The following is a 13,979-nucleotide window of genomic DNA, read 5'->3' as shown; positions in this document are numbered from 1 at the left end:
AAATGTAACTAGCGCTATGCTTCACAATACATTTTTTGTAGACTGCAAAGAGTAAATGATATGACTTTTATTAAAATAAATAGAACTAAAACAAGAGTGCTTTGAATGATTGCTATTATTGTCGGCTTACTAATTGCCTTAATTATCTTTGTTGTCGTGGTAAGTTCCATCCAACAGCATAAAGAAAAATTAGAAGCTGAAAAGCGCGTTAAGGTATCAAGACAAAAAGCCATCATCGACGAAAATGAAGAGCTAATATTGCATTTAGCTAACCTCCCAAATAATCCGAACATCGTCAGGATTCTGAACAGTCGAAGCTTAAATGCCGCAAAAACCATGCAAGAGCTAATGCCTGGAGTTAAAGGTATAAAGAATAGAGTACAAGAACTTACTTCCAGACTTAAAGCTTCAGAAGAGCTTGCTACAACACAAGCAGGGGGTGAAGAACACTTCACCTTACCGGATAATGAACAACAGCTGGTTGCTATTCTTCAGTGTATCAAAAAGCTTCGTGTCACCTTAAAATCAGAACAAAGTAAAGGGGCGCTTGATGCACAAACTTTCACCCACGAAGATAAATTACTGGCGGCAATGCAACTTAAAATTAATATAGAAAGTTTAGCTAAACGTGGCACCCAAGCACACAACAAAGAGATGTTAGGATCTGCTCGTCAATACTTTGAGAAAGCTTTGCAAAGTATTGCAGATAGCCCCGTTAAAACAGATTATGTGCTAACACGAAAAGCTGAAATTGAAGAGCAACTTGAAGAAATCACCAATGCATTAAAAAGCACAAATGCAAAAGATGCAGCGAAGAAAGCTAAAAGTGAGGAAGATGAATTGGATATGTTATTTCAACCTAAGAAAAAATGGTAAAACACAGTATTCATTCGAATCCATTTATTTTATGTATAAGAACATATTCTATATTCGCGGTGTCAAACTACTGTGGCTATAACACTCCCCATACAAACAATAAACTTACCTTCGTTTCTAAGACGAACATTGAAAGCATATGCTCTAAAGGCTCATATTCGTGAAATAGGCTGTGAACTTCAACGTATAGGCCGTTCAAGAAATTGGTTATTAAAAGCTAACTTTGAACAAATACAAGGAATTATTGCTTTTATTGAAGCTGAAGATGAAGCGAGTTGGCATTGGTTAGCAAAGCTACTTCGCTCTCAATACAAGCAATTGAATCATAGTGCATTACTTACAATTGCCCATCGGATACCTCAAGTGACTGTCGCAAAGCTAGTCACACAAACAGATTGCACTCTCGCTCAAGCAAGAAAAATTATCGACGAATTAGAAGGTCTTGATTAAGCTTTACCTGCTGCTCAAGACATTAAAAACAAAAAAGGTAGCTGACGCTACCTTTTTCAATTCTTCAATCAGCTATTATTTCTTCACTGTTGTTTTTTTCTTCGTAGCTTTTTTCTTCGCTACTTTCTTTTTAGGTAATTCTTCTACCCACTTTCCATCAATGTATTTTGCTGTCCAGCCTGTAGCTTTACCTTCAACTTCCGTCATAACGTATTGTTCTTTAGATTTACGACTATAACGAACAACGGCAAAGTTACCATCTTGATCTTGCTCTGGAGCATCAGCTAAGTAATAAAACTTACTTGATATTCTCTCTCTAAAGCGTTTTAACTCAGCAACTTTTGGCGCTCTGGTCTCTCTAGAGCGTGGAAAAGTATTTGCCGCTAAAAAGATACCGGCAGCACCGTCTCTTAAGACAAAGTGTGCATCAGACTTCTCACAAGGTAATTCAGGTAACTGTACTGGGTCTTCCTTAGGCGGCGCTGCTTCGCCATTAGCTAACAGTTTACGCGTATTCTTACACTCACTGTTAGTACAATCAAAGTACTTACCAAAACGACCTGATTTTAATTCCATGTCCGATTGACAACGATCACACTCTAAAACAGGCCCATCGTAACCTTTAATTTTGAAAGTGCCTTGTTCAACTTCTATACCATCACAGACCGGATTATTACCACATACATGCAGCTTTCTTGTTTCATCAATTAAGTAGCTATCCATCGCGGTATTACATTTACTACAGCGATGCATTGCACGTAAAGCTTCTGTTTCTTGATCTTCAGACAACACACTGACCGCTTCTTCACCTGGCGTTAGGTTCATTGTGGTCGTACAACGCTCTTTTGGTGGTAGTGCATAACCTGAGCAGCCTAAGAAAACCCCGGTAGAAGCCGTTCTAATCCCCATTTTACGATTACAACTTGGGCAATCGATATCTGTTAAAACAGGGCTATTGTTAGGCATACCGCCATCTTCAGATTCTTTATTTGCTAAGGCGAGTTTTTTACTAAAGTTTTTGTAAAACTCATCTAGTACATCTTTCCAGTTAATTTCACCTTCAGCAATCGCATCTAGCTCTTGCTCCATATTAGCGGTGAAATCATAGCTCATTAATTTATTAAAACTAATTGATAAACTATCTGTCACAATTTCGCCCATTTTCTCAGCGTAAAAGCGCTTTTTATCTAACCTTACGTAACCACGATCTTGAATTGTAGAGATAATAGATGCATAAGTTGATGGACGACCAATGGAACGTTTTTCTAACTCTTTGACTAATGATGCCTCACCAAAACGCGCTGGTGGTTTAGTAAAGTGCTGGCTCGGCTCAAGCTTATCTAAGGTTAGCTTCTCACCAACACTCAGATCGGGTAAATGCTTATCATCACCTTTAGCTAATTGAGGGTGAACTTTTGTCCAGCCGTCAAATTGCATTACGCGACCTTTCGCTTTTAAATCAAAACTTGCCGCACTAATGGTTAAAGTACTAACGGTGTATCTAGCTGCAGTCATTTGACAAGCTACAAATTGACGCCAAATTAATTCGTAAAGCTTCTTAGCATCGGCATCCACACCTTCTAAAAGTGCCGCTTCTAGTTTTACATTTGAAGGGCGAATCGCTTCATGAGCCTCTTGTGCCCCTTCTTTTGAACCATAAATTTTCGCTTTCTCTGGTAAGTAGTTATCACCAAATGTTTTACTGATATAACCACGACACATTTCTACAGCATCTTTGCTCAAATTAGTTGAGTCTGTACGCATATAAGTAATATGGCCCGCTTCATATAAGCGTTGAGCTAAGCCCATAGTTCGCTTAACACCATATCCTAACTTAGTACTTGCCGCTTGCTGTAGTGTTGAAGTGATAAATGGCGCTGAAGGAGTACTTTTTGACGGCCTATCTTCGCGTTTACTAACCTGATAATCAGCAGACTCTAAAACACTTAGCGCTTTATTTGTATCAGCTTCGTTACTCGGCTTGAAGGCTACACCATTTTCATGTGTTACTGCTAGTTCAAGCACTTCACCAGTTAGAGCATGAGTATCAGCAGTTACTTCCCAAAACTCTTTTGGATCAAATGCTTTAATCTCTCTTTCACGTTCTACCACAAGTTTTACTGCTACAGACTGTACTCGACCTGCAGATAAGCCGCGCGCTACTTTTTTCCATAACAATGGGCTAACCATAAAGCCAACGACGCGATCTAAAAATCGACGTGCTTGTTGTGCATTAACACCAGGCATACTTAACTCACCAGGTGTTGAAAAGGCTTGTTTTATTGAACTTTCAGTGATCTCATTAAAAACAACTCGGCGAAACTTTTCATCTTCACCACCAATGATTTCTTTTAAGTGCCATGCTATTGCCTCTCCCTCGCGATCCAAATCGGTTGCGAGATAGACAGTATCAGCTTTGTCAGCTAACTTTTTTAACTCTGTTACGACTTTCTCTTTGCCTGGTAGAATTTGATAATCTGCTTGCCAGTTCTTTTCAGGGTTTATGCCCATTCGGTTAATCAGCGCTTGCTTATCACGCTTGGCTTTATATTTTTCTTTAGCAGCTGGTGTCATTTTTCTAACTTCAGCAGGCGATTTAGCTGCTACTTTTTTTCCAGTACTGCTATGTGGTAAGTCACGTACATGACCTACACTCGACTTCACAATAAAGTCTTTCCCTAAGTATTTGTTAATTGTCTTAGCTTTGGCTGGGGACTCGACAATAACCAGTGATTTTGCCATAAAAGTTAATAATCCTACGAAAAGGCTAAAATTTTTTATGCTTTTTTATTCAAACAACAATAGAGAGCGCTATTTTGCGAGCATATACGCTACTCTGTGACTTCATGTAAAAAAAGCATAATTTTTTAAAAAGTTAATTGCATAACTATTTATAGGTATATCTATAAATATGCAAACTGACAAGTAAATATTTTAATGCATGCTCGGAGGCATTCACCTGTTTCACTGTTTTAGCTATAATAGCCAAAGTCAATTTTCTGCGGCAATCATAATAGACTTTGCCATAAAACATAAAGCGCTTTTTTTAAATTCCAGCTAAAAAGGTAAAAAAAGCCATCACTTTAGGAAAATTGTTAATAGAGTAAGAAACATTTGCCTCTACATCCTTATTTAATCATTCCACGTATATGAGAACTTAAATGACTAATGAAACCAAGCAACAATCAACTGATTGCATAAAACAAAAATTAGCACAGTGTTTATGTCCTCCTGGCAATGGCGTATTTACCGTCAATACAGCTAAAGAGCGAAAAGAGCAATTACATCAGCGAATATTTGGTCAAGCGACCGATGTTGAACAATTATGGAAAGAGTCCTTAAATCAGCTTCCTAGCTCTTCTAACGCGGTTATCTTAGGCATAGCTTCAGACTGTGGCGGTGGTATTTTACGTGGAGCGAATTGGGGTCCATTGTTTTTACGTTCTACATTAATAGAAAATTACCCTGACTTAACTGCGTTTGATATGGGCGATGTCAGAGTTATCCCACATTTATTAGCTGATAAGTATTTGAACGATGCAACCATTGCAAATTGTCGTAAAGCACTTTATCAAGATGAAAATAGTGATTATTGCGTGAGTCCACTTAGTATCACTGAGGATGTACTTCATGACTTTTATGCAACCTACCCTGAAAAAGGTATTTTTGGTATTGGGGGTGATCATAGCATCAGTTACCCATTAACCAAGGCTTACCTTCAAGCTAAGAAAAAACAAGGCAAGCGTGCAGCCATCATTCACTTTGATGCACACACTGATTTATTAGTTGAGCGTTTAGGTATTGATTTATGTTTTGGTTCTTGGTGTACACATATATTAGATGACTTACACGAGAAACATCATCTTATTCAAGTGGGAATTCGCTCAAGTGGCAAGCCTAAAAGCCACTGGGAAAATACCTTCGGAGTGAAACAACACTGGGCTGATGAAGTTAAAGAACAAGGAGTTGAGCAAACTATTGTTAACATTCTCGCTCAATTAGAAAATGAAGCAATAGATGAACTTTATGTTAGTTTCGATATTGACGCCATTGATGATAGCTACGCTAGTGCAACAGGCACACCAGAGCCTGATGGCTTAATGCCAGAAGAAGCTATGAGTATATTAAGAGCGTTGGCTGCAAAGTACCCTATTACCGGTGCTGATATGATGGAAATAGCCCCATTTACTGACAGCTCTGGTCGAGGTGAAGTGGCACGAGATAAAACATTAACTGTAGGTGCTGAAATTTCAGCATTTTTACTTGAAGAGATGAGTAAGGCTTAATTTAATTATATTCATATTTGTGTAATTGCTAAGTTTTTACAGCAATAAAAAAGGCTCCTGTTGGAGCCTTTTTTATATCAAATCACAAATTATGGTGTTCCGTCGATGTTTGGATCCTCTGAAATATTTAAACTACAATCATTTAATAATCCAAATGGACCTCTCATACCTATACCTTGTAATGGTGGAACAATATCTTCATTAACCACATCTGCAGCCAGGGTAGGTAAATTAAATATTGTTTGGGTTGAACTTTCACTACCATTTACTTTGGTTGATGCAATTAATTTAACATCTAACCATTCTCCATAACTTTTCGAATAGATAATCTGTACAACTGCCCTACCGCTTTCATCTGTTGTAATCGTTCCGTTTGCAGATACAACATTACCCGGAGTAAGCATTTCATCTCCATTGTAATCCTCGCCAACATCTAATATCCCATCTAAGTTCAAATCTTCATTTTCACAACGCTTAGCTGGTAAATTTGGGGAGGTTGGAGGAGGTGTTAAACCAACCCAAACTTCAAGAGCATCAGCTCCCCTAGTTATCCATCGAACAAACTCACCTTCTTCATCAAGTCCAGCAGCCCAATAGCCCTTATAATAACGGTGTGGGATTGCTGAAATGGTTAAATCAACATTATTTACAGGATTGGAATCAGCATCAGTAACAAATACTGAGTATTCTTTTACATAATCAGTAGTACCAAGTTCTGCTACGGAATTACCTGTGCCTAAAGAGATAAATAACTCTCGATCTGAAACAGTTAAACTAACTTCGTCTGTCACTACAGGTGCCGTCCCTCTTACTGACGCACTAATTTTTATAGCATTTTGTGCAGAAGTATTCTTAGAAGTATAAACTGTCGATGCAGCACCATTACTATCCGTTACTGCTGTAGCAGGAAAGATAGAACCACCACTAACATCAGTTAAAACAAAATCTATCGTCTTATTTTTAACTAGATTTCCCTGAGGATCTCTAAGTACAACAGATATCGTTGACGTTTGCTCATTTGGTCCTATTGATTTAGGAAACGCTTGGGCAATTATTCTAGATGCAGTATCGGCAACAAATTCAAACTCAAGTTGATTACTTAGCTCTATAGATTTTCCATCAACAGTATCACTTCCTGTGAAAGTAACTAATGCCTTACCTGCATTTGTGGAAGTCAAAGTAGTTGTTACAACACCATTTACCGTTGACGCTGAAGTTGAGCTTAATGAACCTCTTGTCGTACTAAAGTTCACCACTGTACCATCTGGTACAATTACACCAGATCTTAACCAAGTTAAACTAACCGTAGCTGTTTTAGATAATAAAATGTCTGGAATCACTGGAGATGGACTACCCGACGGGTTAACATTATTCATTCCATCACCGAAGTCAGTAAACAGAAATGAGTCAGCTTGTACAGCTACACTTTGACTTGTAATAGCTCCCAACGCTTCAGCCACTATAGTATTTGTGCCACCACTAGTACCTTTCACTATAACATTAGCTTGACCAGAAAAGTCAGTAGTCACTGAAGTTGGCAACTCTATTGTGGCAACCTCTCCTGATGGCGTTTCTGTTGATTCATTTGTTAGTGATAATGTTACATCAACATTAGAAATTGCGGTACCGTCAGAATCTAATACTTTAACTATATAACTATTATTATCATCTAATGCTAACGATGTTGACCCAGTTAAAGATACTGATGTTCCTAATACTTGAATTTCTAGTGAATCCATAACTGCACCACTAGTAGCAGATGTAGAAATAATTCTATTAGTAGGCTCCGCTACAGTAGTTAGTTTTACCGCAACTCGACCATCGGAGCCTGTCACATTTGTATCATCAATTTTTTCTAATGCACCAGAATCAGCTGCAAAACTAATAGCTACCCCTTCTAGCAGGTTATTATTTATATCTTTTGCAATTGCTGTAAGCACTATTTCTTGTGCGCCACTTGAAGCTAACTGCTGACTACTAGCAAATAAGGAAATATTCGCAACATCAGGTGAGCCACCTTCATTACCATCTCCTAAGCTATTAAATGTTGTAGATGCCAAAGTCACGCCGTTAATACTAGCTGAAATCGTACCTGCGCCAGCTGTTCCTGCTGCAGTAACTACAATAGTAGCAACGCCCTGCTCATTGGTACTTGCTGTACCAGTTTCAGGTAAGAAGCTTGCTAAGTCTGAGTTATCAACAGAAAAAGTAACAAGTTGATCAGCCACTGCTTGACCACCGTAAGTCACAGTAGCTGTTATTGTAGGAGGGTTACTAGCAGAAACTTCTTTACTCGTCATAGACAGAGAAATAGCAAGCGCATCTCCCTCCCCGCCCGTTCCACCGCCAGTACTATTAAAGCCAATAGAGACTGGATCTGCTTCTGATATTTCAGCAGTAACTTCAACACCACCAGCTAGACTGGTTGCTTTTACAGTAATTGAAGCAACACCATTGGCATCCGTTACCGCAGTTCCTGCCGCAGGTGAAAATGTAGCCAGAGTTTCGTCTGTTAAACTAAAAGTTACCAATTTACTCGCAACAGGAGAGTTTCCTTGTTTAACTAAAGCACTAACAACAACATCGTTTGTTCCAGATAAATCCCCATCTGATTTACTGACTTCAATAGTGTAGGTATCGGTACCGCCACCACCACCGCCACCTGATAGGTCTCCCCCACTACCACCACAAGCAACCAATGTCATTAAAGACATCAGCAACATCGTAAAACTTAAACGTCGAAGTAACTGCATAAAGCATCCCTATTTTGTTTTTCTTTGTTCATAATTAACCATATTAACCGATAAATAACAAAAAGGTACTGGTTAAGGTAAAATTATTGCAAAAAAATCGTAATTGTTTAGTTAGTTAGCCTTGTTAATACAATAATGAGGCAAATTAAGACAGATAAATTAGTTTTTAAGGCCTTTAATTATTGTTAATCTATTACAAAAGATTTATTTAAGTAGAATGTAATCACTTAAAATAATTACAATAACAGCAACTAACAATAGAGTATTTATGACTTCTAATTCAACTTCCCCCATTAGCCATAACAAACAAAAGATGAGTCTAACTGGGCGCATAGTTATCGGCATGATTGCCGGCATTTTACTTGGTAGCCTTCTTCAATGGTTAATGCCCAATGGTTCTGACAAAGTATTTAACTTGTACTTTTTTGATGTTTCACTACGCAGTTTATTTGTTGATGGCTTTTTAGAAGTTATCGGTCAAATATTTATGGCAAGTTTGAGAATGTTAGTTGTTCCACTTGTTTTTGTATCTCTTGTGTGTGGTGTTTGTTCATTAAAAGATACAAGCAAACTAGGTAGAATTGGTGGTAAGGCCATCGCTTTGTACTTAGCTACAACGGCTATCGCCATTAGTTTCGCTATTTTTGTTGCCTTAATAATATCTCCTGGTGAAGGAGTAAATATGCCAACAAGTAGTAGTTTTACTAGCAGAGAAGCTCCTTCTCTTGCTCAAGTTATCATTCAAATGTTTCCGACCAACCCTTTTGCATCATTCGCCCAAGGTAATATGTTGCAGGTAATCGTTTTCGCCTTACTTTTTGGGATTGCAATCGCATTATCAGGAAAGGCAGGAGAAAGAATAGCGAGCTTGTTCGAAGACTTAAACGAAGTAATTATGCGTTTAGTAGCAATTTTAATGAATATAGCCCCTTACGGTGTTTTTGCATTACTTGCGACTTTATTTACGACGGTTTCACTTGAAACCTTCGGCAATCTTATTGTTTACTTCTTAGTCGTCTTCTTTGTTTTATTGCTTCACGCTACGGTAACTTATCCTGTAATTTTGAAACTATTGACGGGCTTAAACCCTGTTATATTCATCAAAAAAATGCGCGATGCTGCAATTTTTGCTTTTTCAACAGCAAGCTCCAATGCCACTATTCCTGTCACGTTAGAAACCGCAACGCGTAAAATGGGAGTAAAAAACTCAATAGCTTCGTTTACTGTACCACTAGGCGCAACCATTAATATGGACGGAACAGCAATTATGCAAGGTGTTGCCACGGTATTTATTGCCCAAGTATTCAGCCAAGACTTAACATTGGCTGATTACATTACCGTCGTATTAACAGCAACACTTGCATCAATTGGTACGGCTGGAGTACCTGGTGTTGGTTTAATAATGCTAGCGATGGTACTTGAACAAGTAGGTTTACCTGTTGAAGGGATTGCATTGATTATCGGTGTAGATCGTTTACTGGATATGACGAGAACCGCTGTAAACGTAACAGGTGACAGTATGGTCAGTATTATAGTAGCTAAGAGTGAGGAACAGTTTGATGAATCTATGTATTTAGACAGTCAAGCTGGTCATACAATTGAAGATATCGACTTTCACCATTTAAATAACGAAGAAAGCAAGTAAACAGGTACTACTTTCAAAAATCAAAGGCTTACCATATCAGAATACTAATTTTCGATATGGTAAGCTCATTTCTAAGTGATAAAAAACGACTAACCTGGAAGTACTTTATTTTTTTGAAATAATTTTCCTAAGCAAGCATCAATTGACATTGATGCTGCTTTAGAAAATTTTTCAGCAAGTCCTTTCTTCACTTCGTATTTTATTGCCACAATCTTGTGACTTTTATTCTTACTTTGTAAATAATCATCACTGGTTGAGATTTCATCAACCAAGCCTAATTCATGTGCTTTTGTACCAAACCAATGTTCGCCTGTGGCCACAGAGCTTATATCTAAACTTGGGCGGTGATTACTCACAAAGTCCTTAAATAGCACATGTGTTTCTTCTAATTCTTCGATAAATTTTTCACGTCCCTTCTCAGTATTTTCACCAAACATAGTAACAGTACGTTTAAATTCACCAGCAGTAAACTGTTCAAAATCAACATCATGCTTTTTAAGTAATCGGTTAAAGTTAGGTACTTGAGCAATAACGCCTATGGACCCTAGAATAGCAAAAGGAGCAGAAATAATTTTATCCGCAACACATGCCATCATGTAACCACCGCTAGCAGCAACTTTATCTACAGCAATAGTTAATGGAATATTGTGTTGTTTAATTCTATCTAATTGTGATGACGCCAAACCATAGCCATGCACTAATCCACCACCACTTTCTAAGCGTACAAAAACTTCATCCTCTTCTTTAGCAACAGATAAAATTGCCGAAATCTCTTCTCTTAACGATGAAACTTCTTTTGCATCAATACTGCCGGTAAACTCAACCACAAATAGGTGTGGTTTGCTTGGCAGGTTTTCACCATCTGCCAGTGCCTTTTTAGCATCTTTTGCTTTTTGCTTTTCTGCTTTTTTATCTTGTTTTTCCTTCTCTTTTAACTCTTCCTTATTAAGAAGTGCATGAATGACTTCTTGCTCAACTTCTTCAAAGTGTTCAGATAAATCAGTGATCTCTAACTCACCTTTTTTATGCTTTTGCTTTATAGCAGAGGCTGCTGCGACAGCAATTAATGCTATAACAGCTAGAACAAAAGTGACTGTTTTGGCTAAAAATAGACCATATTCATATAAAAATTCCAAATGTACTCTCCTGAGATCAATAGATATCATCAATATATGGGGTTACGAGTTAAAATATCAATTCTTCGATTAAGTCATTTAGTAATTAATATCTTATACATACAAAAAAGCCCTCAGCTGAGGGCTTTTAAATTTGAACTATTAACTAAAGTTACGGCTGAACAACGTCAGTATTTGTCACTGTAATTAATTGTCCCATTGAAGCAAAGAAACCTACAACTTGACCTTGCATCTCTTGTGTGGCTGCAGCGGTCTTCATTGCATCAGGTGCAGAAGGTGTTGCACTTGGGCTTAAGATTGAACCGTGATGACCATAGGTAAACCTAACAGCACCAGAACCTTGAGCTGTAGAGCCAACGCCTGGTAAGCCAAGTAGCTTAATCGCGCCTTCTGTACCACCAAATAAGCTTGTTGAAACAGAATTTGGAATAACTTGGTCAGAGCAGTTATCTGTCACTAAAATATCTGTGCAATCAGTAACACCATTACCTACTACTTCAATTAAGTGAGTTGGAGTGGCTAACGACTTCATAATTGGCGCGTAGTTAGCAGGGTCACCAGAATCAGTAACTGTTTGTGCTGCAAAAGCAAATTCACCAAATACACCATTTAAACCAGCTTGCTGCTCAGCAGATAAAGCATTATAGAATGTAAGGTATGCAGCAACCATTTCTTCTTCAGTTGCTGTGCTGTTGCCATTTTCATCAACAGGGTACATAGCGTCTAACATTGCCTTGAATTCAGGCGACTGAGCATAAGTTAAACTGGCTTTGATCACATTACCAAATGAACCTGACTCCATTAAGAAGTTAGCCATCATAGTACCAGGCATTGCTAAAGAGTTTGTTTTTATGGCAAACAACCCATCTAATAGCTCATTCATTGGGGTATTAGCTAGAGTAACAAAATTAATACCTGTGATTGCACCAAGGGAATGACCTAAGAAATGTACATTACTATTATCAATGATAGGTAAAGTCGCTAAACCTAATCTAAGACCTAACATATCAATAGTTGATTGACGCAGGTTATCACGCGTGGTTAATAAGCTCGCTAAGTTCATATAATGGGTTGCAGATACAGTAGATGCATTAATATCATCAGTGCCATCAGCATTTAAATCAAAACCACGGCTACCATGAAGTGGGTGGTCAATGGCAATAGTTGCAAAACCAAAAGTAGATAACACACCTGTAATGGCAAGCATATCTTCTTTTTTAGAAGTAATACCATGCTGTAAAATAACTGTTGGCCAGCCAGTTGCGGGCATTGCTGTTAATGGCGGTAACCCATAGCTAGCTCTAACCGCATCAGTTACGGGTGAAATATCTGGCGTTGTCATTTGTACATCTAAAGTGCCTGGGTGTTTAATCCAAGGCATATCACTTGGCATTGTTGGCGCAGGTACTGGGCTATATTTAGTTAAATTACGTTCAACGTCTAAATCCATCACTGAACTTAAATCACGAAGACCGGGTGCAGGCAATTGTGCAGCAGCCGATACAGCCATACAAACACCGTCAGACTCAGAAAGTGGTCCTTCAGGAATAGCACCTGGATTTGCAGCTGCTAATCCAGCTAACATAGCTCCTGAATCACATAAGCCTTTCCAGCGCTGATTTACTGGCGCCATTGGATTCGCCATCGATGGAATCCCAGAATAATACGGTAAAGTAACGCTACCTTTTAATAAGTTTGCCGTTGAATAAAGCGCATCTAAGCTAGGTGGCAATACAACGCCTTGCATTGCAAATGCTTGCGCTACAGAAATTCCCGTATCATTCATTGAAATAACTGGCGGTAAACCACCTTGAGCTAATGGAGCTGCCAATAAAGACTTGGCTGTATACAACACATCAACTGTCGATTGCGTTGTCATTGCCATAGTGTAAATAATACTATCTTTTTCAACGCCTGCGGTTGTTACTGCATTTTCATAGCTATTTACTAAACCTTGCAATAATAACTGACTTTCACTACCTAACGGTTTTTCGTTAATATCTTCACGAACAAGTTCATAAGTTGAAGAACCAGCAAGTGGCTTATCATTTGTATCTTTTAAAGTATTGGTTAAAACAACTAGATAAGAAGTTTTTGCTTTTAATGGTTTAACAGGAATAACTGTTAGGTTATTTCCTGAAGCTTTACTGACAAAGTCAACACCAAAAGCAAGCTCACCAACGACTTTACACGCAAGTCCTCGGGTTAACTGTGCACATGTTGCATCAGAGCTATCCCCACCCATTAAAGTTTCAAATACTCGAACAGAACCGGGCGTTGAAGCAGATAAGGCATTTAAAGAAGCGCCAGAAGGATATTCAAGATTAATAGAAAAGGCATTCGTTGTTGACCATCCATCAAGGCCACTAATTGCTACAGAAGGATCTGAAACATCATTTGGATCATCAACAGGTGTATTTAACGTACCATCTTGACTTCCACTAAATAGCAAATCATTCGGTATAGACATAACACCATTAGCTGGGTCGAAAATTACACGTGATGTCGCCACTATCGGCGTACCATTTTCCTCAACATCTTTCTTAACATCTTCAATCGTCTCGCTACCGCAACCACTTAAAGAGAGTGCACTAACAATTGCAAGACTTAGAGCTAACTTTTTCATTATATTTCCCCAATGCCTAAATTTATTTTTAGTGATACTTATTTTTCTGTCATTCAAATAAATATCTTGTTTATATTTTTTAACCTTTGAACAAGCTGTCCAGTAAACCGCTTTGTTCTGTAATACGACGTTTTTTTTAGTTATGGTTGCTTTAATGATAGCATCAAAACAAACTAGTTAGACCAGTTAAACTTAACGCAAGATCTC

8 protein-coding genes are annotated in these 13,979 nt (G+C 38.2%); 4 read left to right on the top strand and 4 right to left on the bottom strand.

The features are described 5' to 3' along the window. The first annotated feature begins 105 nt into the window (after positions 1 to 105). Positions 106 to 876 carry a hypothetical protein gene (locus tag EPA86_RS05270; RefSeq protein ID WP_140602375.1) on the top strand — a complete coding sequence of 257 codons (771 nt, stop codon included), beginning with the start codon at positions 106 to 108 and terminating at the stop codon, positions 874 to 876. Between the two features lie 72 nt (positions 877 to 948). Then, positions 949 to 1,326 carry a ribosome recycling factor family protein gene (locus tag EPA86_RS05265; protein WP_281284859.1) on the top strand — a complete coding sequence of 126 codons (378 nt, stop codon included), beginning with the start codon at positions 949 to 951 and terminating at the stop codon, positions 1,324 to 1,326. Between the two features lie 75 nt (positions 1,327 to 1,401). On the opposite strand, the gene topA is transcribed toward EPA86_RS05265, so the two are convergent. Next, positions 1,402 to 4,068 carry a type I DNA topoisomerase gene (topA, locus tag EPA86_RS05260; RefSeq protein ID WP_140602374.1) on the bottom strand — a complete coding sequence of 889 codons (2,667 nt, stop codon included), beginning with the start codon at positions 4,066 to 4,068 and terminating at the stop codon, positions 1,402 to 1,404. A gap of 419 nt (positions 4,069 to 4,487) precedes the next feature. On the opposite strand from topA, the gene EPA86_RS05255 reads away from it, so the two are divergent. Beyond that, the gene (locus tag EPA86_RS05255; RefSeq protein ID WP_140602373.1) at positions 4,488 to 5,612 is read left to right on the top strand and encodes an arginase family protein; all 1,125 of its coding nucleotides are present in this window, start codon (positions 4,488 to 4,490) and stop codon (positions 5,610 to 5,612) included. Between the two features lie 89 nt (positions 5,613 to 5,701). Here EPA86_RS05255 and EPA86_RS05250 read toward each other — a convergent pair whose 3' ends face one another. Beyond that, positions 5,702 to 8,365: an Ig-like domain-containing protein gene (locus EPA86_RS05250; protein ID WP_140602372.1), complete on the bottom strand. Its 2,664-nt coding sequence runs from the start codon at positions 8,363 to 8,365 to the stop codon at positions 5,702 to 5,704. A gap of 268 nt (positions 8,366 to 8,633) precedes the next feature. Here EPA86_RS05250 and EPA86_RS05245 point away from each other — a divergent pair, with 268 nt between their 5' ends. Beyond that, positions 8,634 to 10,010, top strand: a complete 1,377-nt coding sequence (locus tag EPA86_RS05245) for a dicarboxylate/amino acid:cation symporter (protein ID WP_140602371.1) — start codon at positions 8,634 to 8,636, stop codon at positions 10,008 to 10,010. A gap of 89 nt (positions 10,011 to 10,099) precedes the next feature. Here the strand turns inward: EPA86_RS05245 and sohB are convergent, their stop codons facing one another. Both sohB and EPA86_RS05235 read right to left on the bottom strand, forming a co-directional pair. Then, positions 10,100 to 11,146 (bottom strand): protease SohB, encoded by a 1,047-nt coding sequence (gene sohB / locus EPA86_RS05240; RefSeq protein WP_140602370.1) that lies wholly within the window; start codon positions 11,144 to 11,146, stop codon positions 10,100 to 10,102. A gap of 151 nt (positions 11,147 to 11,297) precedes the next feature. Further along, positions 11,298 to 13,772 (bottom strand): VolA/Pla-1 family phospholipase, encoded by a 2,475-nt coding sequence (locus tag EPA86_RS05235; RefSeq protein WP_140602369.1) that lies wholly within the window; start codon positions 13,770 to 13,772, stop codon positions 11,298 to 11,300. Between the last annotated feature and the right edge of the window lie 207 nt (positions 13,773 to 13,979).

This window comes from Litorilituus lipolyticus (genome assembly GCF_006439335.1).
Lineage (GTDB): Bacteria > Pseudomonadota > Gammaproteobacteria > Enterobacterales > Alteromonadaceae > Colwellia > Colwellia lipolytica.
This window is presented reverse-complemented; position numbering and strand designations above follow the sequence as displayed.